Raw genomic sequence first — 24,709 nt, 5'->3', positions numbered from 1 at the left:
GCATGGCATCGACAGCAACCACGGCCGGTGCCGAACCGGTCTTTCACCTGAAAGAAGAGCATGCGCACGCCGAAGGCGGCAGCACCATGCTCGGTTTCTGGCTCTATCTGATGAGCGACTGCCTCATCTTCGCGATGCTGTTCGCAGCCTATGGCGTGCTCGGCGGCAACTACGCGGCGGGTCCGGCGCCCAAGGATCTGTTCGACCTCGATCTGGTGGCGGTGAATACCGCCATGCTGCTCTTTTCCTCGATCACCTATGGCTTTGCCATGCTGACAATGGACAAGGGCCGCGTGGCAGCGACCCAAACCTGGCTTGCCGTGACCGGCCTGTTCGGCCTGGCGTTCCTGTCAATCGAACTCTACGAATTCTCCCACATGATCCATGAAGGCGCGACGCCGCAGCGCAGCGCCTTCCTGTCGTCCTTCTTCACTTTGGTGGGTACGCACGGCCTGCATGTCACCTTCGGCATCGTCTGGCTGGTGACGCTAATGGTGCAGGTCGCGAGATTTGGCCTCATCAAGGCGAACCGCCGCCGGCTGATGTGCCTCAGCATGTTCTGGCACTTCCTCGACGTCGTCTGGATCGGCGTCTTCACCTTCGTCTATCTGATGGGGATGCTGCGATGAGCGCTCATGATCATGCCGCCGACCATAGCCACGCGCATGGCGGAGCCGCGCACGGGTCGCTGAGGGGATATCTGATCGGCTTCGTCCTGTCGGTGATCCTGACCGCCATCCCCTTCTGGCTGGTCATGACCGGCGCCATCGACGACAAGCAGGCGACGGCCATCGTCGTCATGGCCTTCGCCGTGGTGCAGATCGTCGTTCATATGGTGTTCTTCCTGCATATGAACACTGCTTCAGAAGAAGGTTGGTCGATGCTGGCACTGATCTTCACGCTGATCCTCGTCGTCATCGTGCTGACCGGTTCGCTCTGGGTGATGTATCACCTCAACGCCAACATGATGCCGGGGCTTCACGACATGCGCGAGATGCCATGAGCCCGGCATCGGGCGCGGGGAGGACCAACATCGGGGAGGTGACCGGGCAGACTGGCATCGATCTGCGCGCCGCGCCAGGAAAGGGCGCCGGTAGATCGCCCGCGTCGCGATTTTTGCTCGTGCTGCTAGGGCTCCTCGGCGCGCTGGTGTTTCTTAGCCTCGGCATATGGCAGCTAGAAAGGCGAGTCTGGAAGCTCGACCTGATTGCCCGCGTCGACCAACGCATTCATGCTCCGGTCGTCGATGCGCCCGGTCCAGGGAGTTGGGACGACATGACGGCGGCCGGCTACGAGTACAGCCACCTGCGGTTGGCCGGACGATTTCTCGGCGGCCCCAACACGCTCGTTCAGGCGGTGACGGCGCTTGGTGGCGGCTATTGGGTGCTGACGCCGATGCGAACCGACCGTGGCTTCGTCGTGCTGGTCAACCGCGGCTTCATCCCCCAGGAGCGCAAGGCAGAGTTCGAACAAGAGAGCAGCGGCTTCGCTTCGTCGACCGTCATTGACGGGCTGTTGCGCATGAGCGAGCCCGGCGGCGGCTTCCTGCGCAACAACGACGCCGCGGGCAATCGCTGGTATTCGCGAGACGTTGGCGCGATAGCTGCCACGCGCGGCCTAGCCGATGCCGCCCCCTATTTCGTCGATGCGGAGGCTTCCGGCATCGACAGCTGGCCGCGCGGTGGCCTGACTGTCGTGACTTTCCGCAACAGCCATCTGGTCTATGCTTTGACCTGGTTCACGCTCGCTGCGATGCTCGCCATCGCGTTGGCCGCGCCGATGATCGGCGGCCGCTGGCAGCAAGGACCGGCAAGATGAGCGCCACGACGCCAACGCCGCACAACGGCAAATCCTTCGTTGCACCTTCCCTCAGGGGCAAGGACGGCGCGGTGTCTGGTTTGGACGCGACGAACAGGAAGAACCTTGCCCTGCTAATCCAGTTGCGTTGGCTGGCTGTGGCGGGTCAGGTGCTCACGATCCTGGTGACGCAATACTGGTTCGATATTCCGCTTCCACTGGCTGAGATGGCCGGCGTGGTGCTTTTCCTTGTCGGGCTGAACATCTTCAGCCTTCTGGTTTTGCGCGGCCACCGTCCAATCAGCAACGCGCAGCTGTTTGTCGCGCTTATCTTCGACATGGTGGCGCTGACGACCCAGCTTTACCTGAGCGGCGGCGCCTCGAACCCGTTCGTGTCGCTCTACCTGCTACAGATTACGCTTGGCGCCGCGCTGCTGACACCTTGGTCCACCTGGAGCCTGGTGGCGGCCGCTTCCGCTTGCTTCGTCTTCCTCACCTTCCAGTTCCAGCCGATCGCGATTCCGCATCACGGTGGCAGCGACCTGTTGGCCCTGCATATACGCGGCATGTTCATCTGCTTCGTGCTGGCGGCTGGCCTGATCGTGATCTTCATGACGCGCATCAACCGCAATTTGCGCGAGCGCGATGCCTATCTCGCCGATCTGCGCCAGCGCTCGGCCGAGGAGGACCACATCGTGCGCATGGGCCTGCTCGCCTCCGGTGCGGCGCATGAACTGGGAACGCCGCTGTCGACGATATCCGTAATTCTGTCCGACTGGCGCCAGATACGCAGCGTCACCCGCAACCGCGAGCTGGCCGGTGACGTCGCTGAAATGCAGGCGCAGATTGAACGCTGCAAGAGTATCGTGTCGGGCATCCTCATGTCTTCGGGGCAGGCAAGGGGCGAGGGCACGATCCGCACCAGCATCCGCCATTTCCTCGACGATCTTGTCCAGGAATGGGGTGTCAGCCGCCAGCCGCTCAATCTGGAGTACAGCAACGATTTCGCACCCGACGAGCAGATCGTGTCCGACACAGCGCTGAAGCAGGTCATCTTCAACGTGTTCGACAACGCCCAGGAAGCATCGCAGGATTGGGTCGGCGTCGTGGCCGAGCGGCAGGACGACAAACTGGTGATTTCCGTACGCGACCGCGGGCCGGGCTTCGACGAGGGTATTTTGGCCGCGCTCGGCCAGCCCTATATGTCGAGCAAGGGGCGGCCTGGCGGCGGCCTTGGTCTTTTTCTCGTCGTGAACGTGGTGCGAAAGCTCGGAGGCGACTTTTCGGCGCGTAACATGGAGCAGGGGGCCTGTGTTACGCTGTCGCTGCCGCTCGCGGCGCTGACCGATGGAGATGATCATGAGGCTTGATCGATCCTTGTTTATCGTCGAGGACGACGCCACTTTCGCGAAAACTTTGAAGCGCTCCTTCGAAAAACGCGACTACGACGTCGTGGTCTGCCAGGACAGGGAGGCATTGCTGCGCGCCCTCGAATCGGCGGTTCCAGCTTACGCCGTGGTTGATCTCAAACTTGGAGCTGGCGGCTCCGGGCTGGAGTGCGTCAAGCTCCTGAGTGCCCGCGAAGCATCGATGAGGATCGTCGTGTTGACCGGATTCGCCAGTATCGCCACGGCGGTCGAAGCGATCAAGCTCGGCGCATGTCATTACCTGGCGAAGCCAGCCAACACCGATGACATCGAGGCCGCCTTTGGTCGGGCCGAGGGCGATGTTTCGGTTTCGCTGAGCAGTCGCCCCACCTCGATCAAGAATCTCGAATGGGAGCGCATCCACGAAATGCTCGTCGAGACCGGCTTCAACATATCCGCAACAGCGCGTCAGCTTGGCCTGCACAGGCGCACCCTGGCCCGCAAGCTAGAGAAGCGCGTGGTGAAGTAAGCTCGCCGAGCGACGCCTAGGAAAGGCGCCAAGGTCGTGGTGCCAGTCTTCGACTTCTCCCTGAATGGGAAGCGAGCGCTTGCCGAATTCCGAGATGCCGTCGATCGATGAGAAAGTCCGCCACGGGTAGCGGCCGCGCATGTCCGGATTCTCCTGCGTAGGCAGGAGATTTCCGAATACCTCGAACTCCGCCAGAATCGGTGAGTGCATCTTCATATTGTAGGCACTGAACGCATGGGGGGCCTCTGCGGGCGGCTGGCGCCCATCAAGCCCCGAGACGCAACAAGTCGTGCGCGCGATCCTATCGCCGATCGCACCATGGTCACGCTAATTTCGGCTTTCTGGGTTATGTGCGTCAAGTTCTGCAAATTGGGGCGGCCACGATGCTGGTCATGCGGAACGCTACGGGAAGGTTTTGATTTTTGGACGCCGAAAAACTCAATAAAATCAATGATATGCATCCTCCAGACCCACCATTGACGTTATGATCAGCGGTTAGATGTCTTTTTCGACCCAGCCAGCCAGGTCAAGACTGGCAAACTTCCGCGTCGAGTTTATCGATTTACGGTGGGCTTCCGCGATCGCCGATCAATTGCGCGTGGTCCGCACGCCGAACACGACGCGGTCCCGATCTGACATGGGTTCGATCAGCGCATTGATTAAATCAGATCTCCAGATATACAAGACAATTTCGGGTATGGATTTCGGATAGACTGGCCATTCATGAGTCGCAATTTTCTGGTGATCGAACCTGAAGAGGGTATTGCCGTGCTCAAGGGGCTTGCCTCTTTGGCACGCATTTCCATGCTGAAACTATTGCATGAGAAAGGGCCGATGAATGTCAACGACATCGCCGCTGTGCTGTCGCTACCGCAATCGACGGTCTCGACCAATATCCAGGTGCTTGAGGATGCGGGCCTGATTCGCACCGAGAACCAGAAGGCGAAGAAGGGCAGCCAGAAGATTTGCTATCCGGCCGCCGAAGAAGTGCTCGTGGTCTTCAAGAGCGAATATCGTGCTGTCAAGAATGACGCTATCGAAGTCTCGATGCCGATCGGGCTTTACACTGGTTTCGAGGTGACGGCGCCCTGCGGCCTATGCTCGCCGGACGGCATCATCGGTCTGCTTGACGTGCCGAACACCTTCCTCGATCCGGACCGCATGAAAGCGGGCCTGTTGTGGTTCACGCGCGGCTTTGTCGAATATCAGTTCCCCAACAATGCCAAGCTCGCCAATGCCGAGATCACTGGACTCGAAGTGTTGGCGGAACTGTCATCGGAGGTTCCGGGCACCAGCGCCGATTGGCCCTCCGACATCACCTTGGCGATCAATGGCGTCGACGTCGGCACCTGGACGTCACCCGGTGATTTTGGCGACAAGCGCGGCGTCTTCACGCCCTCCTGGTGGAAGCTCAAGGGCTCGCAATATGGCAAGCTCAAGAACTGGCGAATTTCCGCCGATGGCACCTATGTCGACGGCGTCAGGATTTCCGAAGTCAGCCTCGCCGCACTCGACCTCAAGGCCCATCATTCGATCCGTGTCCGCATTGGCGTCAAAGACGATGCCAAGCGGCCGGGCGGGGTCAATATATTCGGCAAGGGGTTTGGAAATTACGACGAGGACATCCTGCTTCGGATCAAAACCAAGTGATATCACAAAACCGGGTTCTTAAAAAAGTGCAGCATTTTCAGGCCGTTGCCTTCATCGCGAGGCAAAATCTTTAGTCAATTGTCAGACTTTTGACTGTTTTGACTTGACGAGCGGCTGCCGGTCGCCTTTGATATCGGATAAGATGATTTAAATCATCATTTATGATATTGTGGGAGGAATGCATGAAGGCAGCCGTCACGGCGCATCCGCACTATGTTGTCTCGGAAATCGATCCGAGGCTCTATGGATCCTTTATCGAGCATCTGGGGCGGGCGGTATACACCGGCATCTACGAGCCTGGCCATCCGACGGCAGATGCCAATGGCATGCGTCAGGACGTCATCGATCTGGTCAGGGAGCTCAATGTTCCGATCGTCCGCTATCCCGGCGGCAATTTCGTGTCCGCTTACAATTGGGAAGACGGCATTGGACCCAAGGAAGAGCGCCCGGTTCGCCTCGACCTCGCTTGGCACACGTCGGAAAGCAACGAAGTTGGCCTGCATGAGTTCGCCAACTGGTGCGCCTCCGCCAACACCGAGATGATGCTTGCCGTCAATCTCGGCTCGCGTGGCCTCGATGAAGCCCGCAACTTTCTGGAATACACCAATCATCCCGGCGGCAGTGAGTGGAGCGACAAGCGTATCGCCAACGGGCGCAAGGAGCCCTTCGACGTCAAGCTCTGGTGCCTCGGCAACGAAATGGATGGCCCCTGGCAGATTGGCCACAAGACCGCCGACGAGTATGGGCGCCTGGCCCACGAGACCGCCAAGGCGATGCGCGCCTTCTCCAAGTCGCTCGAACTCGTGGTCTGCGGCTCTTCGAATGCCAAGATGCCGACCTATCCCGAATGGGAAGCGACCGTTCTCGACCACACCTACAACGAGGTCGACTACATCTCGCTGCACATGTATTTCGACAACGAAGCCAATGATGCGCCGAACTACCTCGCCATGAGCGAGAAGCTCGACGACTACATCGTCTCGGTCGCCGGCGTCATCGACTACATCAAAGCCAAGAAGCGCTCCAGCAAACAGGTCTACATCTCGTTCGACGAATGGAACGTCTGGTACCATTCCAAGGAGCAGGACAAGAAGATACTCGGCGGCAATGACGGCTGGCCCTTTGCCCCGCCACTGCTCGAAGACATCTACAATTTCGAGGACGTGCTGCAGGTCGGCCTGATCCTCAACACCTTCATCCGTCGTTCGAATGTCGTCAAGATTGCCTGCCTGGCGCAACTGGTCAACGTTATCGCGCCGATCATGACCGTTCCGAATGGCCCGGCTTGGCGCCAAACGACGTTCTATCCCTATCTCTTTGCCTCGCTCTACGGGCGCGGCAATGCGCTGGATCTCAAGGTGGAAAGCCCGACCTACAAGTCCGCTGTCGCGGGCAACGTGCCCTATGTCGATGTCACCGGCGTGCATGACACGAAAACCGGCCACGTCAACTTCTTCGCCATCAACCGCCATTCGAGCGAGGCAATCGAAACCGTGATCGACATCAGCGGCTTTGGCGCGGCTGACATCGTCGATCACCAGGTGATGACGCATGCGGATCTGAAAGCCGTCAATTCAGCAGCGGATCCCGGCAATGTCGGCCCCCGGAAGGAGACAGGCGCCGCAATGGCCGGCGGCAAACTGAGCCTGTCGCTGCCAGCCTATTCCTACCAGATGATCCGCCTGAAACTCTGACGTCAGGCGGATCATCGAAAAGTACATGCTCTGGGAGGAGCCTCGACGTGACGGCCGATATCGAAATCAGGAATGTCAGCAAGCAATTCGGTGCCATGGCGGTGCTGGATGATCTGTCGCTTTCCATCAAAGCACGCGAATTCATCGTATTCCTTGGGCCGTCCGGCTGCGGAAAATCGACGCTGCTGCGAATGATCGCAGGTCTCGAAACCGTCGACAGCGGCGAGATCGCCATCAACAATGAGCGTATCGATCATCTGCCGCCAGGCAAGCGCGGCATTGCCATGGTGTTCCAGTCCTATGCACTTTATCCGCACATGACCGTGCGCGACAACATGGCGTTCGGGCTTGAGAATGTCGGTGTATCGCGTGAGGTCATTGATGCGCGGATCAACGAAGCCGCCCGCATCCTCGAAATGCCACACCTGCTCCAGCGCAAGCCGGGCCAGCTCTCGGGCGGCCAGCGCCAGCGCGTCGCCATCGGCCGTGCGATCGTCAAGGAACCCAAGGCCTTCCTGTTCGACGAGCCGCTCTCCAATCTGGACGCGGCTTTGCGCGCCCGCACCCGCATCGAACTCGCCCAGCTTCACCAGCGCCTGCAATCGACAATGATCTTCGTCACCCACGATCAGGTAGAGGCGATGACGCTCGCCGACCGCATCGTCGTCATGAACAATCGCAAGATCGAGCAGATAGGCTCCCCGATGGAGATCTACGAACGCCCCGCGACCAAATTCGTCGCGAGCTTCGTCGGTGCGCCGGCGATGAACTTTGTCGATGCGACGCTCGACAGATCGGGTGGGAACGCCACGGTAAAATTCGCGGATGGCATAGCGGTCCAGACCGAGATCGCCTCCAGCCAGTTGACCGACGGCAAGTACACTTTCGGCATCCGTTCGGAGGATGTCCGCACCGTTCCAGCCGGGCAGGGCAATGCCGACGGAGTGGTCGATGTGCTCGAACGGCTCGGCGAGCGCACCTTGATCTATGCGCGGCTAGGCGATGGCCAGCAGATCGTCGGCTCGGATGTCGGCAACAGCCGCGTCGCGGTCGGCAACAAGGTCGGGCTCGCCTTCGACGGCCAGAAATCGCATCTATTCGACGAGGCCGGCCGCGCCTGGCACGCGAGGGAGGCCTGATATGGCTGACCGGCTGACGATACCGCAGACCGCGACGCCGGCCGCGAGCGTCAGAGCTCCAAGCATCGACATTTACGCACCGCAATGGCTAAACTTCATTTTCGTCGCGCCGTTCCTGTTCTTCTTCACGACGCTGCTTGTCTTCCCACTCCTCTGGGGAATGTGGTTGAGCTTCCACAAGGCCGACACCTTCTCGTCCGGAAATTTTGTCGGGCTAGGCAACTATGTCAGGCTGTTCCACGACAGGGTGTTCCTGCAATCGATCTGGAACACCTTCTATTTCGTGCTTCTGACAGTGCCGACGCTGGCGCTGATCGGCCTTTTTCTGGCACTTTGCCTCAACCGCCGCACCCGCACTGCCGCAGTGCTGCGCACCCTGTTCTTTTCTTCCTCGGTGTTGTCGGTCACCATCGTCACACTGATCTGGCGCATCGTCTTCATTCCGAATGTCGGCCTGCTGTCGACGATCTACGGATGGTTCGGAGCGACTGCTCCGGCTTTCATTTCCGATCCCAGCCTTGCGATGATTGGCATCGCCATTGCAACTATCTGGTGGTGTATCGGCCTGCCGATGATGCTCTTTCTTTCGGCGCTGCAGCAGATCCCGCACGATATTTACGAGGCGGCGGCCCTGGACAATGCCAATCGCTGGCAGACATTACGCTCGATTACGCTGCCGTCGATCAAACGCACCTTCATCCTGGTGATCATCATCCAGATCGTGCTGCAATTCCAACTGTTCGGACAGGCGTGGCTGATGACGCGCGGCGGCCCGAACAACCTGACCAAGCCGATCGTGCTCTACATCTACGACACCGCATTCCGTCGCTGGGATCTGGGCATGGGCGCCGCGGCGTCGGAAATCCTGTTCATCCTCATCCTTATAGCGGCCATGGCCCAGTATCTCGTCGCGCGCAACAAGGGGGGCCAGGCATGAGTGCTCCAGCCACTTCCATCAACGGACGGGCATTTGGCGACCGCGTCTTGTTGGCCCTCGTCATCCTGCTTTCGATCGTCATGGTCGCGCCGGTGCTGTGGGTCATCGGCCTGTCGCTCAAGGAAAATGCCGAACTGATGGCCAATCCGAATTCGGTCTTTCACGTGCCCTATACGCTCAAGAACTACATCAACACCATCGGCACCTCTTCGGTATTCGTCTGGGTGTTCAACAGCATCATCGTCTCGGGCGGATTGACACTCGGCACGCTGATCCTGTCGTCGCTCGCCGGCTACGGTTTTGCACGGCTGAACTTCCCCGGCCGAAACATCCTGTTCGTGATCGTGCTCTTCGGCCTGGCGGTTCCCGAACAGGCCGTGCTTGTCGCGCGCCACCAGATCTTCAGCATATTGAAGTTCCACAACACCTATCACGGCCTCATCCTCCCAGGCCTGTCGGCTTCGTTCGGCGTCTTCCTGATGACCCAATATTTTAAGGCCATCCCGAAGGAGCTGGACGAAGCCGCCATGCTGGACAATGCCAGCCGGTTCAGGATTTTTTGGAAGGTGCTTCTGCCGCTCACTGTGCCTGCACAGGCGACGCTCGGCATCTTCACCTTCCTTGGCGCGTGGAACGACTATCTGTGGCCGCTGATCTCGGCGACCAGGAAAGACATGTACACGCTGACCGTGGGCATGGCCTCGACGCAGACCAATTTCGCCCAGTCCGAAGGCATCGGTTTTCTGATGGCGCAGGCGGTGTTCGCCGGCGCGCCGATCCTAATCGTCTACCTGTTTTTCCAGAAATACATCGTCACGGCCGTCTCCGGCGCTGCGGTGCGATGACGAGATTGCGTGCGGCGGGGGAGTGCGCCGCGGCGATGGAAAGCATGACGCCAGTCCAGGGTGGAGTGGTGGAACTCAGTAGGAGGAACTGACATGAAAATGAAGAAATTGCTGTTTGCTGCAGTGTCTGCCAGCGTAATGATGCTGGCCAGCCAGAGCCTTGCAGCAACGGAACTGACCGTGCAGCGCTTTTTCGGTGCCTGCGATGCCGATTTCGGCACCAACACCGATGTCACCAAGGCTGTTGGCGAATGCGGCATCATCACCTCGCTGATCAACAAGTTCAACGCCGACAATCCCGATGTGCACGTCAACGTCACGACCGTGGAATGGCCGGGCTATGACCAGCTGACCGCGCAGTTCGCTTCGGGCGATGCTCCAGACATCGTCACGATCCACGAATCCGCGCTTTCGGACTACCAGTCCAAAGGCCTGCTGATGCCGCTCGACGATCTCTTGAAGTCCGTCGGCGTAACGCCTGACGCCTTTACCGACGCCGCACGCAACGGCGCCACCAAGGACGCCAAGATCTACGGCCTGCCGATCGACAGCTGGACGATGCTCTATCACATCAACATGGATCTCTTCAAACAAGCCGGCCTCATCAACGCCGACGGCACGCCGATCCTTCCGAAATCGCCCGAGGAACTGCTCGCCCAGGCCGAACAGTTCAAGCAGAAGACCGGAAAGCCTTACTTCGTTCAGAACCTGGCCAATGAGACCGCACTCTACACGCGCAATCTCTACACCTATCTGTTCCAGCAGGATTCCGATTTCTTTGCCGATCCAAAGCATGTGAAGCTGAATACGCCGGAAGCCAAGAAGGTCGTCGAGATGTACAAGGCGATCTTCGACAAGGGCTACACCACCAAGGACCTCGACTACGGCGGCGCGATCAACGCCTTCCTTGCTGGTGACGGTGGCGTCCAGCTCAACGGCACGTGGGTTGTCGGCGACAACAACGCCCAGTCCGAAACCAAGGGCACGGCGCTCAACAAGGGCGGCTATGCGGTCTACCCGTATCCGCAGCTGTTTGGCGGCGCCCATGCGCAATATGCCGACGGCCACACCTGGGCAGTCTCGCAGAAGGACCGCACACCCGAACAGACCGCGGCAATCGGCAAGTTCCTGAAGTTCTTCGCCGACAATGACTTCGAATGGTCGCGCACCGGCCACCTGCCGGCATACAAGGCCATCATCACCTCGGACGCCTTCAAGGCGCTGCCGCATCGCAACACGATCGCCGCGGTCGCCGATCTCGGCAGGCCACTGCCGTCCGCCGTACAGCGCCAGTTTGCGATCCAGGACATTATCGGCGAAGAGATGAGCGCGGCAATCACTGGCCAGAAAGACGTCGATGCAGCACTTGCCGACATGGAAAGCCGCGTCAACGAATTGCTCGCCAATATTTGAACACAGGTTCCCGGAGAGTTCTCCCGAGCTCCGCGGCTGAAAATAGTCGCGGGACTCTTTCTGTCAGATGATACATGGGACATCGCACTTTGGCGCAACCACGACCTTCAGTGTGGTCGCTGGGAATTTCTGCCCTTCAGAGGACACTCGAGCGAATCCCATGCCATCGATAGCAGTCGACAGATTCTAGGCGACCCGCAGATCTGCCGCTCTGTCGGGCGTTTCCCCCGCTCTTCGAACGGCGCCCATACGCCGTCAGACCCACCCCAACCTTCGCGACTTTGTGGCCTTCAAATATTCGGTCGCGCGCTGCTCGAAGACGTTAGCGCGCGACCGAATCTCAGCGTCGATCACACGGTCGTAGATCGATTACTGCTCCTTTTTGAACAAATCCTGGAAGATCAGCTGGCCCCAAGTGCGGCCGCGTGCGTGCACCAGCGCGCCACCCTCGTTGAGTTTTCCCAGCTTGACGGGTGCGAACCCGAGTTGTTTGGCCAAAGCCGCCACGGGAGCGGTCGCGTCCTCGTCGTCGCTCGACAGAAAGACGACCCGGTGGCCGCCCTCGACGATCGGATCGGCAGCCAGGGTAGCCGCAACCAGGTGATTGAAACCTTTCACGAACTTAGCGCCGGTGAACGACTTCGCAACGAAGGCGGAGGACGGGAGGCCGTCCAGCTCTTCAGGGACTGGAAACGCGTTCATCGCGTCGATGACCGTCTTGCCTCTCCAGCTCGGCAGGGCCTTCGCAACCTCGCGATGTTCCCCGAACGGGACCGCCAAGATGATTGTGTCGGCCTCGAGTGCATCCCGCAGCGACTTGGCGACGACCGTGGGTCCGATCGCCCGAGCCTGCGGCGCCAACGCCTCGGGCGGCCGGCGGCTCGCGACGGTCACGTCGATGTTTCTACGGGCGAAGGCGTGGGCGAGGGCCTGGCCTATCTTACCGAATCCTACAATCGCATAGCTCATAATACTTCTCCGATCCGTGTTGATATTGATTCCCGGCCCTCAACGGCGCTGGGTTATTCGTTTCGCTGCATGGCGACCTTCGCGTAGACGTCCGGCCGTGAGCGACTTCGCGCGGCCGGCCTTCAGCGCGGAAGTCGTCTCACCATTCCCGCGATCCGGCGCGATTTCAGATGGCCGAGAAGCCGCCGTCGACAGACAACTCCACCCCATTCACGAAGCTCGAATCGTCTGAAGCAAGAAACAGCGCGACCGCCGCAATTTCCTCAGGACGCCCCATCTTTCCCCGCGGGATCAGGGATTCGAACATCTGCTTCGCTTCCTCGGTGAGAACCTGGTCCTGCATCGGTGTGGCGATCGGCCCCGGGTGCAGCACGTTCACCCGGATATTCCTGCCCTTGAGTTCGTTGAGCCACCCGCGTGCGAATGCGTGCAGCGCCGCCTTGCTCGCCGCATACACGCTGTAACCAGGAAAACCTTTGATCGAAGCGACTGACCCGGTCATGAAGATCGATCCGCCGTCGTTGAACAGCGGCAACGCCTTCTGAACCGTAAACAGCGTGCCGCGCGCATTCAAGTTGAAGGTCGCATCGAAGTGCTGTTCGGTAATCTCGCCCAGTGGGACGGCTTCGCCCGTGCCGGCGCTCGCGTACAGGACGTCGATCTTGCCCTTTTCCCGCTTGACCGTGTCGAACAGGCGGTCGAGGTCGTCGAGATTGGACGCGTCGCCCCGCACGCCGGTCACGTTCCGGCCGATCAGCTTGACGGCCTCGTCGAGCGCCTCCTGTCTCCGGCCCGTGATGAAAACATAGGCGCCTTCTTCAACGAACCGCTTGGCGCTCGCCAGCGCCATTCCGCTCGATCCACCCGTGATGACTGCAACCTTACCCTCAAGCTTTCCCATGACTTCTCCTTTTCGTAGTGTCGGGACAGCATCTGCCTCCGAGGACCTCGAAATGGGTCCGCCGGTGTCAGTTGTTGAGTGCGCAAGCGCGCACATCGGTGGTGCGAAATCGATCCGGCTGGACGACTGACGCCAGCCGCGACGATCGGTGTCCGCTGTTCGGAATTGGGCCGCGAGCGTCGACATAAGCTATGATGGCCGCCGGTACTGCTGTACCATGCGCCAGGTACCGGCTTTGGAAGGCGCACCGCGTGGTGCCGGATTGCACCATGATCGACTGGGATGACGTTCGCTACTTTCTTGCCGTCGCACGCGGAGGCTCGGTGCGGGCTGCCGCCGCGCACCTCGGGGTGAATCATTCAACCGTGCTGCGACGCATCGCCCAGCTCGAGGACCGCCTCGGGGCGCAGATGTTCGAAAAGCTGCCTTCGGGCTACCGCCTGACAGCTGCGGGCGAGGAGGTCCTCGAGCTCGCGAACCAGATGGAAGCGTCGTCGCACCAGCTGGAGACGCGCGTCTTCGGTCGCGACCAGAGCGTGCGCGGGCTTCTGCGGGTGACGCTGGCACCGTCCCTCGCGACACACCTGCTCATGCCGGACTTCGCCGATTTCGCGCGTCTGCATCCGGACATCGAGATGGAAATCTTGTCGTCCGGCGAGCTGGCAAATCTGACCAATCGAGAGGCCGACGTGGCGATCCGCGTCGTCTACGACCGCAAAACCCTGCCGCTCAATCTTCACGGTCTGAAGGGACCGGAGCTGTTCGGCAGCGTCTACATGTCTCGCGACCGACTAGCCGCGTGGCGTGCGGGCTCGTCTGATCCCATCCGGTGGATCGTCATAAGCATTCATGGAATTCCGGATTGGGCCAGCGAGGGTGAGGTTCGCACCACCGGGGGGCCATTCAGGACCACGGACGCCGAGGCGCAGATCGTTGCTGTACGGCAAGGGCTCGGGATGACGACACTGCCGTGCTTCGTCGGAGATGCCGACCCCCTACTGGTGAGGGTGCCGGGCACCGACCTGCACATGTACGGAACGCTCTGGCTTCTCACACAGGGGGAGACACGCAAGACGAAGCGCGTGCGGCTCTTCACGGAGTTCGTTTCCCGCAGGCTCGCCGCGTACGCTCCACTTCTCGCGGGGCTGTCCATATCGCGCGACTGACGCCCGGCAGGCAGTTGACGCTGAGTCAGAAACTCATAGCCATCATCGCCGAGCTTCATGTGCGGACAGCGCACGGGCGACAGTCCGCTGTGGCGAACTCGTGACCGATTGATGTCGATAATAGCTGAACCGAAGTCACAGATTTTTTTACCCTGCGAAAGCTGCGCTGTGACCGGCAGGTGTCACAGCTTTCCTACTCCGTTGTCGCTTTTTTTCTGCGCCGATTGGTGTGCGACTGGGCCACGGCCATTTTTAGCTCGGGTGTGATCTCCAACGGCGCATTCTCTGACCCATGTGGGTTCTCTAGCCCCTGGACGTGGACGGTCGGAAATGGGAGTTCGATACCCTGCTCCTTGAAGGCTTGGCGCAGCCGTAGATAGAATTTGCCTTTCATACTGAAGGCACCTCCCGGTCGGGTTGTGACCTTGACCCTCAATACGATGCCGTACTCGCCGAACTCCTGTACGCCCTGCATCTTGATCGGTTCGATCACCCAGTGTTTGAACTCAGGATCTTCCGCCAGTTCGAGGCCGATACGCTTGATCAGCTTGCGAGCGAATTCGATGTCGGTGTCATAGCCGACGGTGATGTTGAACTTGTCGGTAACCCAGTCACGGCTCTGGTTCTGGACTGCCCCCAGTTCACCGAACGGTATGGTGAACAGCGGGCCACGATGGTGGCGCAGCTTCACCGAGCGCAGCGAAAAGCTTTCCACAGTACCCTTGTAATTGCCCGAGGAAATATACTCGCCGACACGAAACGCATCATCGAGCAGAAAAAACACGCCTGAAATGACGTCCTTGACGACGGTTTGTGCGCCAAAACCCACTGCGACACCGACGACGCCAGCGCCGGCGATCAGTGGGCCGATCTGGATACCCATTGAGGCGAGCATCATCAGCACCGCCATCACGATGATCAATGCGAGCAGAATGTTCTGGAGGATCGGCAAGAGCGTGCGCAGCCGCGCCTGCTGCGGATCGAGGATCGCGACGTCCTCCTCGTCGCTGATCACAGGGTGCGGTGTTTCGATGCCCAGCTTTCGTTCGATCAAAGCTTTGATGATCGACCAGCCGAAATCGGCTGCGAGGGCAATGACCACGACATTGATCAAGCCGCGCAATATGAGCGCAGTGGTCGCATTGCCCTCCTGCATGGATTGCATGTTCAGGCCCCAGACACGCGCGAGAAAGTAAGCCGCCGCCAGGATGAAAATCATTCGGATTCCGCGATCGATGACAGCGATCGTCACCGCCGGGATCGTAGGCCGGCCGGCATCTTCAGAACCCGGCCGCAGGACGAAATTAACCCCGCGCTGCGCCAGCACGATTGCCAAAGGCAGGAAGAATGCAGCGAAGGTAAACCAGAAGATTATATAGAGGCCGGCGTTGCGCTGCAGGAACAGGACGACGAAATAAGCGGTCAACAGCCATGTCGCTCCCGTGTGACCGGTGTGGTGCGCGCCGTCTCGCTGGGTTCTTGGCCGACGCCAAATGGCAAGCAGCAAAAGCAACAGCAGTACGAAATCGGCGCCCAGTGACAGGGCAATCATTCCGTCCTGATCAATGCCGAGACCGGGCAAGAGGATAAACGCGGCGCCGAAGAAGGCGAAGACGCCGACGATCCGGGGCAGCCAATAGGACCAATGGTCAGCCGCTTCGTTGGTGATCGGCAAAGCACGAACCTCGACGGCGTTCTCGACGTTCATGAAGGAAGGGACGAGCATGGCCATGACGTACATGCGCACACCCCATGTAACGACTGCCGCCATCAGAAATGTCAGGACAATTTCGCGGATAAGCATTGGCCAGTCGAACAACATGAACGCGCCGGCGCTGCCCAGTGCGAACGAGACGATCAGCATGCTGGAATAAAGCGCGCGACCGCCAATCTTCTTGGCCCGCCCAACGGGCGTATCCTTCGACTGCGCGATAACCCAAAGACGAAATGGACGGGTGATTTTGTACGTTGCCCAAGTGAGCGCTAGGCCGGCAGCGATGAACATCGCAATCAGCATGAATACGCCGGCAGGCCCCTTGCTGGACATATCCTCCATCGTCTTTGCCCGAACGCGCGCGAACTGGCCCGGCAGCAAGGGCAAAGTTCGCACGATTCTTTCGATATGGTGCCGGATCCGATCGAGCGTCGAGGACGCCATCGTATTCATCTGGCCTGGTGCCGCCGCGGCGCCGGACGATGTGTCGGTCGGCGAAGCGCCTGCCTCGGCAGGCGTTCCCGTTGACCCGGCGTCCTGATTTCGTTGTTCGGCCACCCAGGCCTTCACCGATGGATCGTCGAGAAGCTCGAATAGCTGTTTGACCCTTTCAGGCGGGACGGTCGTCGGCGCCTGCGCCTGTGCCTGACCAGCCAACAAGAGGGCGATCCCAAAGACGAGCGGCCTGGCAACCAGGACAAACATCGCAGTCAGATGTCGGAGACATCGTGCCGGGCGCGTCAGGTTCCTGGCTCCCAATCGTCCAATCATGAGTGGCATCGTGGTGTTAACCTTCCGGTCAAATCGGCAAGCAACGACATTTATGTCCGTTGTTGCCCTACCTTGTAGAAACCGATGTTGCCGTGCAAGACGTCATTTCCCAACCAGACCGTTTGTGCCGGGTACTTTGGCAGTATTTATTTAGCCGCCGGGGGCAGGGCATTCCGATCTGCGTGACATCGGGCGATCGCCGCAGTCTGGTCGCGTGAACCATCGTCAACAACAATATCGAGCGCTCCATAGGACCGCGAGGTCACGCTGCGAAGCGTCTCGTCGGTCTTGCGCATTGTGAGGGGGAATAATGACGCTGAGAAAGTTCGCCGTTCAATCGAGCACGGCCTCGACGGTGGCGACGAAGTCATCGAGCGAGCGATCCCCGCGAATCTCGATGCGCGGAAGATCGATGGGATCGCAATTAAGGTCCGCCGGCCCGTGTCTGCCGCCGAAGCCGATCCGATAGCCGGACTCCTTGGCCAGCCTGCCGAGCCGTCGGTCGGTGACAGAGAAGGGTGCCGCAAACGCCGAGGTTGGCCGACCGGTCCACCGTTCGATGAACATGCGAGAGCGCAGCAGCTCGGCGGCCAAATCAGAGCTCGACAGACCATCGATCGCGCGATGCGTCGCCAGATGACTTCCGAAGAACGCACCTTCGGCGGCGAGACGTCGCACCGTTCCGGCATTCATAAGCTGCGTCGGCGGACCGCTGACGGCGTCCCACTTTGCACTTTCACCCACCAGGTCCGTCACCAGGAACACTTCCGCGGTCAGGTCGTTCGCGCGCAAGGTCGGCCAGGCATGGTCGGCAAAATTCTGGAAGCCGTCATCGAAGGTGATAAGCACTGGGCGGCCAGCGAAAGGCTGACGGTTGGCGATGGACCATTCCATTTGCTCGGACGTGATCGCGTGAAAGCCATTGGCACGCAGCCATGCCATCTGGCTGGCGAATGCGGCGGGCGTGAGCCGGAAACGGGCGAGCGCGGTCGGACCATCATCAGCGACGCTGTGATACATGAGGACAGGGATACGTTGCCGCCGCTCGCTACGCGCGACGTCGCGGCGCAAGGCCCGCGCCCCGCCCCAGACGATATTTCGCGCGACCCCGATTCCGATGGGTGCGCGGATCGGCACATGATCAATCATCGGCTCCGTCGCCACGTCGTCCGGCGACGGGCGGCGGAAGCGGTCTATGCGATAGAGCTCGGTCTGGATCGATTGCACGAGGACGAGGCCTTCGGTCCCTGCCAGCGTCTCCGAGATCGCTTGTGCACCGAATGTGTTCCAGTCGAAGCCCGTCCTTTCAACATTGTCACGCAGCACGAATGCGTGTGCGCTGATGAAACTGCCGCCAGGCGCCAACGCCTCAGCGAACTTTTTGGTAATGCGCCGCAACTCGGCGAGATCATCCAGGTAGTAGAGCACTTCCGAGCAGAAGATCAGATCCATCTCACCCGGCAGCGTGTCGGCGGAGAAATCCAGTACGCCGAATTCAATATTCGGCTGATCGCTGCATCGCGCGCGAGCTCGTCCGACGGCTATGGCGGAGATGTCAGTTGCGGTCAAATGGCCCACTCGCGGCGCCAGCTGCCGCGTGAAGTGGCCCTCTGCGCAGGCCAGCTCAAGCGCCCGTCCGATGGGACCGGCAGGCAGAATCTCGAGCTGCCGCTCATATTTTTCCTGTTCATAGGACGAACCGTAGTTCCAGGGATCCTCGGTCGCGAAATAGCCATTCCAGAATGACGTGCGATCCTTGTCGTGCCTGGCTCGTGCGCGGCGCGGCGCCACAGGAGGCTCCGCAGGTTCGGCGCTCGACCGAACCAGCTCCCGCGCTTGCGCTGCCAATCGCTCGAGTTTGCCGAAGTGGCTGTCCGGATCAGGCCGGCGCTCCGCGGTGGTCGACAGTGCCTCGGCTGCAAGCGTGTTTGACGTGTCGGCACCGGCGTCCTTTTGCGGTGCGATCAGTTCAATCCAATGATCCCTTGTCACTGTCCCCAGCACGCCGAACTGCACGACAGCTTCGATCTGGTCATCCATCATCAGGTAGGCATAGATTTGATCGATCCCTTCCGGAAGCTCGGTCAAAGTTGGATTTCGAGCGTCGACGCGAATTCCGAGTGTCCGCGCCAGCCTGCGCGGCGCGGCAAGATCGTCGGCATCGAGAAGCATTTGCTCAAGATGATACTGGACGCGACGACCCGCGACCGGATCGCCCCAGACCTTGCCGAGTTCGATGATCAACTCGGTGAGGGCGCCGCCGAACCTGTCCCACCTGGCAGCCAATTGCGCTGGCACCGATAGGCTTCCTACCATAAGGCCATCGAAGGCCACCTTGGCGATCTCACGCGCCCACTTACGTCCTGCCGGGAGCGCGCGCAAGGACTGCGGGTTGATCGAGCCCGAGCCGCCGCCGCAATCCGACGCGGCGTTCCACAATGCGAACCACGCGAGTGCTTCGGAAGCGGTGCGGCCGATCGCCTCGACCGCTCCATTGGCGTGAGCCGATCCTGGGTGTTTGCCCCTGAGATCAGGAGAAAAGCCGCGGGCGATCACGATTTCCGCGTCTGCCAGCATCTGCGTCGAATTGCGGGAGAGCGCGCTGGGGCTGACCCAATGGAAAGCGAGCGGCTCGTCGACCATCACCCAATTTTTGCCTAGACGTGCGAGGCGCTGCCACAGATCCCAGTTCTCGCAGGTGCGCAGCGACACATCGAAACCGCCCAACTCGACGATTGCCTCCCGGTCGACCAGCAGCGCGTGAGTGGCGATGGCACACCGGCGGGCGAATGTTTCAAAGGGCTGGATCGCAACCTCTGGTGAGATGCTCGACAGGATAAGTTCGCCATCGGGCATCACGCGCTGAGAACCGCAATAGGCGGCCACTGCATCGGAAGCGGTTTTCAATGCGGCCAGCATTTTCGTGAGGAAGCTGGCATCCACCCAATCGTCGGCATCCAGGAACATCAGCCAGCGGCCGCGCGCCGTCGAAATTCCGCTATTGCGGGCGCCGGCGGGGCTATATGCGCAAGAACTCGACGTCCGAAATCGGGCATCTTGTTCCACATAACCGGCGATGATCGCGGGGGTGCGGTCCGTGGAGGCGTCATCGACGATGATCGCCTCCCAATCCACGATTTCCTGATCGAGAAGGCTATCGAGTGCGCGCGCCAGCGTTACCTCCGCGTTGTGCGCAGGAACCACGATTGAAACCAATGGATTATGCGTCACGCCGTCTTACCCGCGCCTGGTTCGAAGGAATAAGATGCGTTGATCTTTGTCGGCGTAGGCCGTCACAATCGACGCCGATCCGTCCGTCGCCCCATCATCCACGACGACTATATCCAGTATCTGGTGGGTCTGCCGGCGGATGCCGGCAAGCGTTGCGCCGATGTTTTGCTCGGCATGAACATCGGTACCACACCGCCTTGCGGTAGCATTATTCTGGATCATCGAGCTTTCGTTTTCTTCGGCAAGAGTCGGCGAATGTCAGAACCGGATAACGGCATCGGATGGCAGCACTGCCCTGTCAAGATCGGGGCGAATTGGAGGCAGGCAAAAAAGACACGAAGACAGGCTTGAATGGCAAGCGCTCATGCCCGACGGCTTGGAGCTGCGGTCATCGGCAAAAAGATGATCGCGGGCGAAGACGCGAGCGCAAGCTGATCCGGATCGACCCACTCGGAACCGCGGTCGAACTGCCGGCCCTGCAGTTGCTTGATGATGGGTTCAAGGCGCTCGATCTCACCGTCCCACTGCTCAACAACCGCCGCCATGTCACGCACAAGATGCCGCAGAAGAGCTGGCTCGCTGGGCAGATTGTCGGGGTCGAGCGGCATGTCCAAATCTACCCGAATCGGAACGCACGAACCGGCTTAAGCCGAGAAGATTCCGGCTTGCGGGGCGGCTATTTTGCTGACATGTTTACTAGTTGCTAAATTAGCACTGTGGCAGTTAGTCAAATGAAGGGGCATAGGATGGCCAAGGAATCGTCGAGTACCGCTTCTTCGGCAAATAAAGCGGACGCAAATCCGATAAGTAATGCAGACGCAAACGGGTTGAGCTTCATGGCGGGCCAGGCTCGCGAGAGCGCGGCCCCCGGCGACGCTGTAGGTGTCGACAAGATACGTGATCTTCTGTTCGGCAACCAGATGCAGGACTATGACCGCCGATTTTCCAAGCTTGAAGAGCGGGTCTTGCAGCGCTTCAAGGATGTCGAATCCGAGGCCAAGCGCAATCTTGAAATGTACGAGTCAAATGCAAAGAAGCAGGTTGACTCGCTTGCGGCGCAACTGCGGAACGAAAAAGACGCGCGAGCCGACGGCGACAAAGAGATTGACCGGAATCTTCGCGAGCAAAATCAGGCGCTTGAAAAGCAGGTGCGCGCGTTGTCGGATCAATTGAGCGAGCTTGAGCGCGAAGTTGCGGACCGGATAAATCGAAACGATCATTTGCTGCGTGAGGAAATCAAGCAAAAGAATGAAGGCATTCAGATGCTGATGGAGAAAATGTTTTCCGATCTCGGCAACGTCAAGACCGACCGAAATCTTTTGGCGGGCCTGTTTGTCGAGGTTGCAAAATGTCTAAATCAGGATCCTGTCGGTAGCAAGAGCAACTCGGAGCGTAACTGGAAAGTGAGTTGAGCGGAACTTGACGTCGACCGTCGACCCAATCAGCCTTCCGCAAAGAACAGCCTCGAACGATACAGAGATTGATCGCGAGGCTCTGGCTCGTCTTTTGATCGAAATTGCCCGGAACGTCGATCCGGACTACCGTGCGCGTTTCGACGGAGTTCCATCTGCCGATCCCCGCATGGAAACGCTGCGCCAGTTGCTGGTCGGCCGCGAGATTTCGGAGCTTTCGCGCGTTACGCATCTGCTGGACGAACCCGACCAGCTTGCGGCAGCAATGGGCGGCGTTCTTCCCAGTGCGGCCGCACGAGCGCCTCATGCGCAACTCGGTGAGGCCCTTACGCCAGCTGTCGAAAGGGCTGTGCAACGGTCCATCCAGAAGAGCCCGCGCACGCTGACGGATATTTTATACCCGGTGTTTCTGCCGGCAATTCGCAAGTCGATCGGGGAAAGGATCGACCAGACCTTTCAGTCGCTAAATGAAACTTTAAGACATATATTTACCTGGCATGGGCTCAAGTGGAGATTCGAATCCTGGAGAACCGGTGCCAGCTTCTCGGAAGTTGTCCTGAAGCATTCCCTTGTATACCGCATAGAGCATGCCTTTCTCATTAACCGCAATTCCGGGCTTTTGATAGCGCATGTAACTGCCGACAATGCAACTAGCGAAGATCCTCAACTTATTTCTTCGATGCTTAGTGCAATTCAGGACTTTGTAAAAGACTCATTTAACGAGAAGGAGCAGAGCAGCCTCGACACTATTCGTTTTGGCGACCTTCGCCTCTGGTCGGAAGTTGGACCATTTGCGACCTTGGTTTCGGTGATCCGAGGAAATCCGCCAGAGGAATTACATGAAATAGTTCGCGATGTATTGCTTCGTATCCATGAGGAATCCTCAGAGGCTTTAGAGCAGTTTGACGGCGACAGTTCGCAGCTGGCTGGCGTAGAGGCGCAGCTGCAGACATGCGTCGAGCTGAAGCAGGAGGAATCGAACCAGGGGTTTCCGTGGCTGGTGGTGACCGCGGCCCTGCTGCTTTTGATCCTGGCAGGCGGTTGGTTCTTTCTTTCCTGGCAATCCGGGCAGCGCTGGCAGGCCTATGTGTCGCGACTGGAGACCCAGCCGGGCATCATCGTTGCCGAACAAAAGATACGCGGTGGCCAATTCTATATTGCCGGCCTGAGAGACCCGCTTGCCGCCGACCCGCAGTCGCTGTTGTCCGGAACGCGGGTCGATCCCGCCCGCGTTCATTCGCAGTGGCGGTTCTATCAGAGCCTTGAGCCGGAGTTCGTGTTGAAGCGGCTGACGGCGTCGCTGGCTCCGCCGGATTCAGTACGACTTTCGATCGTCGATGATCGCATCATTGCCGAGGGTGAGGCTCCAGAAACGTGGATAGATCGGGCGCAGGCCGCCGCCCAGCAGCTTTCGGCAGGCGGGCCGGTCTTCGATATCTCTAGGGTCCGTGATGTGAGCCCCGAAGTACGCGAGGCGGAGCGCTGGCAGGCCTATGTGTCGCGACTGGAGACCCAGCCGGGCATCATCGTTGCAGAACAGAAGATACGCAACGGCCAATTCTATATTGCCGGCCTGAGAGACCCGCTTGGCGCCGACCCCCAGTCGCTGTTGTCTGGAACGCAGGTCGATCCCGCGAGGGTTCATTCGCAGTGGCAATTCTATCAGAGCCTTGAGCCGGAGTTCGTGTTGAAGCGGCTGACGGCGTCGTTGTATCCGCCCGATACAGTACGGCTTTCGATCGTCAATGATCGCATCGTTGCCGAGGGTGAGGCTCCCGACACCTGGATAGATCGGGCGCGCGCAGCGGCCCGACAGCTTTCGGCAGGTGGACCGGAATTCGACATCTCCAAGGTTCGTGATGTGAGCCCCGAAGCACGCGCAGCGGAGCACTGGCAATATTATGTGTCGCGACTTGAGGCCCAATCGGGGATCATCGTCGCCCAACAAACGGCGAGGGGCGGACATTTCTACATTTCCGGCCTGAGGGACCCGCTTGCCGCCGACCCGCAAGCTCTGCTGTCCGGAACGGAGGTTGATCCTGCCCGCGTTCATTCACAGTGGCAATTCTATCAGAGCCTTGATCCGAAGTTCGTGGTGAAGCGGCTGACGGCGTCGCTCACCCCGCCGAAATCGGTTCAGCTTTCAATCATCCAGGGTCGCATCGTTGCCGAAGGTGAGGCTCCTGCCGCCTGGATCAACCGGGCGCAGGCCGCCGCCGAACAGCTTTCGGCGGACGGAGTGGTTCTGGATGTCTCGCAGCTGCGTGAGCTGAACCTTGCAGAACTCAATCAGTTGAGACAGGCCATCCAGACGACCGATATTTTCTTCTCTTCCGGCAAGGTTGTGCCGGGACCAGAGCAGACGCCGGTTCTCGACAGGTTGGCGGATCAAATAAAGGAATTCGCCCAAAGTGCCCGCAAGTCAGGCGTAACAGCGCGGTTCATGTTGACCGGCCATTCGGACACCACGGGCCGTGAGACGGCCAACGCGTCGATCAGCGCCGCCCGCGCCGAGACAGTTCGTGCGCTTCTCAACAAGCGCGGCGTCGCTCCGGAATTGTTGCTGGTTCGGGGCGCGGGCACCTTTGAACCGGCGGTGCCTGAAAATAGTCAAACTGGTAGCTCCACCAATCGCCGGGTTTCGGTTACGGTAAACCTGGACTAGGGCGGAGCCCAAGATGTTGCAAAAAAAGATCTGCATGCTGGGCGGGTTCTCTGTCGGAAAGACGAGCCTGGTTCGCAGGTTTGTGCAAAGCATCTTTTCAGAAACCTACTTGACCACGGTGGGAGTGAAAATCGACAAGAAGAGTGTCGCACTCCCGGACAAAACCGTGGATCTGATTTTGTGGGATTTGGCCGGCGAAGACGATATCGGCTCATTCCGCGTCAGCCATGTGCGAGGTGCGACCGGGCTCGTGCTTGTCGTCGATGGAACCCGCGCCGCTACTCTTGCCGCCGCGCTCACGCTGCGCGAGCGGGTGGAGGCCGAATTCGGCGCTATGCCGTTTGTATTGCTGTTCAACAAATCCGATCTGGCCGATCGGTGGGTGATACCGGATAGTAAGATTGACGAACTGAGGCAACTTGGATGGCAAATATATCTAACGAGCGCGCTTACGGGTGAGCATGTCGATGATGCGTTTCGTCAGCTTGCTTCGATGGTTGCCAAATAGA

The 24,709-nt window shown here is 59.6% G+C and carries 21 protein-coding genes; 15 read left to right on the top strand and 6 right to left on the bottom strand.

Translation table 11 applies throughout. The annotated features are described in order from the left end of the window. Positions 1-2: 2 nt before the first annotated feature. The 11 genes from cyoC to ACSQ3L_RS27200 all read left to right on the top strand — a co-directional run bounded on the left by cyoC (position 3) and on the right by ACSQ3L_RS27200 (position 11,371). Positions 3-629 (top strand): cytochrome o ubiquinol oxidase subunit III, encoded by a 627-nt coding sequence (cyoC, locus tag ACSQ3L_RS27250; protein WP_436162717.1) that lies wholly within the window; start codon positions 3-5, stop codon positions 627-629. Further along, positions 626-1,003 (top strand): cytochrome o ubiquinol oxidase subunit IV, encoded by a 378-nt coding sequence (locus ACSQ3L_RS27245; RefSeq protein ID WP_436162716.1) that lies wholly within the window; start codon positions 626-628, stop codon positions 1,001-1,003. The genes cyoC and ACSQ3L_RS27245 overlap by 4 nt, the downstream gene beginning before the upstream one ends. Continuing rightward, positions 1,000-1,818, top strand: a complete 819-nt coding sequence (locus tag ACSQ3L_RS27240) for an SURF1 family protein (RefSeq protein WP_436162715.1) — start codon at positions 1,000-1,002, stop codon at positions 1,816-1,818. The genes ACSQ3L_RS27245 and ACSQ3L_RS27240 overlap by 4 nt, the downstream gene beginning before the upstream one ends. Further along, positions 1,815-3,167: an ATP-binding protein gene (locus ACSQ3L_RS27235; protein ID WP_436162714.1), complete on the top strand. Its 1,353-nt coding sequence runs from the start codon at positions 1,815-1,817 to the stop codon at positions 3,165-3,167. Before ACSQ3L_RS27240 ends, ACSQ3L_RS27235 begins: the two co-directional genes overlap by 4 nt. Beyond that, on the top strand, positions 3,157-3,693 hold the full coding sequence (locus ACSQ3L_RS27230) for a response regulator transcription factor (RefSeq protein WP_436162713.1): 537 nt from the start codon (positions 3,157-3,159) through the stop codon (positions 3,691-3,693). The genes ACSQ3L_RS27235 and ACSQ3L_RS27230 overlap by 11 nt, the downstream gene beginning before the upstream one ends. Positions 3,694-4,416: 723 nt before the next feature. After that, positions 4,417-5,343 carry an ArsR/SmtB family transcription factor gene (locus ACSQ3L_RS27225; protein ID WP_436162712.1) on the top strand — a complete coding sequence of 309 codons (927 nt, stop codon included), beginning with the start codon at positions 4,417-4,419 and terminating at the stop codon, positions 5,341-5,343. A gap of 182 nt (positions 5,344-5,525) precedes the next feature. After that, positions 5,526-7,037, top strand: a complete 1,512-nt coding sequence (gene arfA / locus ACSQ3L_RS27220; protein ID WP_436162711.1) for an arabinosylfuranosidase ArfA — start codon at positions 5,526-5,528, stop codon at positions 7,035-7,037. A 47-nt stretch (positions 7,038-7,084) separates the two neighbouring features. Then, the gene (locus ACSQ3L_RS27215) at positions 7,085-8,176 is read left to right on the top strand and encodes an ABC transporter ATP-binding protein (RefSeq protein WP_436162710.1); all 1,092 of its coding nucleotides are present in this window, start codon (positions 7,085-7,087) and stop codon (positions 8,174-8,176) included. Position 8,177: 1 nt separating this feature from the next. Then, complete coding sequence (locus tag ACSQ3L_RS27210; RefSeq protein WP_436162709.1) at positions 8,178-9,113, top strand: carbohydrate ABC transporter permease; 936 nt, start codon at positions 8,178-8,180, stop codon at positions 9,111-9,113. Then, on the top strand, positions 9,110-9,958 hold the full coding sequence (locus ACSQ3L_RS27205) for a carbohydrate ABC transporter permease (RefSeq protein ID WP_436162708.1): 849 nt from the start codon (positions 9,110-9,112) through the stop codon (positions 9,956-9,958). Before ACSQ3L_RS27210 ends, ACSQ3L_RS27205 begins: the two co-directional genes overlap by 4 nt. A 99-nt stretch (positions 9,959-10,057) precedes the next feature. Further along, the gene (locus ACSQ3L_RS27200) at positions 10,058-11,371 is read left to right on the top strand and encodes an ABC transporter substrate-binding protein (protein ID WP_436163541.1); all 1,314 of its coding nucleotides are present in this window, start codon (positions 10,058-10,060) and stop codon (positions 11,369-11,371) included. A 369-nt stretch (positions 11,372-11,740) separates the two neighbouring features. Here ACSQ3L_RS27200 and ACSQ3L_RS27195 read toward each other — a convergent pair whose 3' ends face one another. Both ACSQ3L_RS27195 and ACSQ3L_RS27190 read right to left on the bottom strand, forming a co-directional pair. Next, positions 11,741-12,340, bottom strand: a complete 600-nt coding sequence (locus ACSQ3L_RS27195) for an NADPH-dependent F420 reductase (RefSeq protein WP_436162707.1) — start codon at positions 12,338-12,340, stop codon at positions 11,741-11,743. Between the two features lie 166 nt (positions 12,341-12,506). Next, the gene (locus tag ACSQ3L_RS27190) at positions 12,507-13,241 is read right to left on the bottom strand and encodes an SDR family NAD(P)-dependent oxidoreductase (protein ID WP_436162706.1); all 735 of its coding nucleotides are present in this window, start codon (positions 13,239-13,241) and stop codon (positions 12,507-12,509) included. A 269-nt stretch (positions 13,242-13,510) separates the two neighbouring features. Here ACSQ3L_RS27190 and ACSQ3L_RS27185 point away from each other — a divergent pair, with 269 nt between their 5' ends. Continuing rightward, entirely contained in the window at positions 13,511-14,407 is an 897-nt protein-coding gene (locus tag ACSQ3L_RS27185; protein WP_436162705.1) for a LysR family transcriptional regulator, read from the top strand. A 193-nt stretch (positions 14,408-14,600) separates the two neighbouring features. Here the strand turns inward: ACSQ3L_RS27185 and ACSQ3L_RS27180 are convergent, their stop codons facing one another. The 4 genes from ACSQ3L_RS27180 to ACSQ3L_RS27165 form a co-directional block, all read right to left on the bottom strand. Beyond that, a complete protein-coding gene (locus ACSQ3L_RS27180; RefSeq protein ID WP_436162704.1) occupies positions 14,601-16,826 on the bottom strand; it encodes a mechanosensitive ion channel family protein in 2,226 nt (741 codons plus the stop codon). Between the two features lie 399 nt (positions 16,827-17,225). Further along, positions 17,226-20,123 (bottom strand): glycosyltransferase, encoded by a 2,898-nt coding sequence (locus tag ACSQ3L_RS27175; protein WP_436162703.1) that lies wholly within the window; start codon positions 20,121-20,123, stop codon positions 17,226-17,228. A gap of 6 nt (positions 20,124-20,129) precedes the next feature. After that, entirely contained in the window at positions 20,130-20,345 is a 216-nt protein-coding gene (locus ACSQ3L_RS27170; RefSeq protein WP_436162702.1) for a glycosyltransferase, read from the bottom strand. A gap of 140 nt (positions 20,346-20,485) precedes the next feature. After that, entirely contained in the window at positions 20,486-20,731 is a 246-nt protein-coding gene (locus ACSQ3L_RS27165) for a hypothetical protein (protein ID WP_436162701.1), read from the bottom strand. A 138-nt stretch (positions 20,732-20,869) separates the two neighbouring features. Here ACSQ3L_RS27165 and ACSQ3L_RS27160 point away from each other — a divergent pair, with 138 nt between their 5' ends. From ACSQ3L_RS27160 to ACSQ3L_RS27150, 3 genes are read left to right on the top strand one after another with little or no spacing between them, the layout of a single operon-like run. Next, entirely contained in the window at positions 20,870-21,535 is a 666-nt protein-coding gene (locus tag ACSQ3L_RS27160; protein WP_436162700.1) for a hypothetical protein, read from the top strand. 7 nt (positions 21,536-21,542) lie between these two features. Further along, positions 21,543-24,200: an OmpA family protein gene (locus ACSQ3L_RS27155; protein WP_436162699.1), complete on the top strand. Its 2,658-nt coding sequence runs from the start codon at positions 21,543-21,545 to the stop codon at positions 24,198-24,200. 13 nt (positions 24,201-24,213) lie between these two features. Further along, on the top strand, positions 24,214-24,708 hold the full coding sequence (locus ACSQ3L_RS27150) for a Rab family GTPase (protein WP_436162698.1): 495 nt from the start codon (positions 24,214-24,216) through the stop codon (positions 24,706-24,708). The last annotated feature ends 1 nt before the right edge of the window (position 24,709 follow it).

Origin of the sequence: Mesorhizobium sp. LjRoot246 (assembly GCF_964254115.1) — a bacterium.
In the GTDB taxonomy this organism is placed as follows: domain Bacteria; phylum Pseudomonadota; class Alphaproteobacteria; order Rhizobiales; family Rhizobiaceae; genus Mesorhizobium.
The sequence above is the reverse complement of the archived record's forward strand: the minus strand, read 5'-3'. Positions and strand labels throughout refer to the sequence as shown.